At 40.8% G+C, this 385-nt stretch carries 1 pseudogene; it reads left to right on the top strand.

The annotated features are described in order from the left end of the window. Window positions 1-269, top strand: a pseudogene (locus tag AN214_RS21955) (IS3 family transposase); the annotation flags it as partial. Window positions 270-385 lie beyond the last annotated feature (116 nt).

Below are 385 nucleotides of genomic sequence, written 5' to 3'. Positions count from 1 at the left end.
AAGGTGCTTCAACAGTTTTAGTTTGGCTTCGTAAGCATGGTCGACTAGATTGGAGTAAGGGAACACCTAATCACATGAGTGAGGCTACCGGTATGTCAGAGCCTAAAGATTTAACACCAGAGCAAAAGATTAAAGTCCTTGAGAAAGAGTTAGAAGATACCAAGTTAAAAGCCGAGTTCTTCGAGAAAATTGTCGATGTGCTTGATAAAGACTTTGGGGTACATATCACAAAAAAGCAACGCGACAGGTTGTTGAATCAAAAGTCATAGCCAAACTGTCAGTGACCAAGGCGTGTGAGTACTTGGGTATAACACGACAAGCTTATTATAAACGCTGTAAAGTGGCGGTAATAAAAGAGCAGTTTGAGCAACGAGTATTATCGTTC

It is taken from the genome of Pseudoalteromonas sp. P1-9, from assembly GCF_001399975.1.
GTDB lineage: Bacteria > Pseudomonadota > Gammaproteobacteria > Enterobacterales > Alteromonadaceae > Pseudoalteromonas.
The sequence above is the reverse complement of the archived record's forward strand: the minus strand, read 5'-3'. Positions and strand labels throughout refer to the sequence as shown.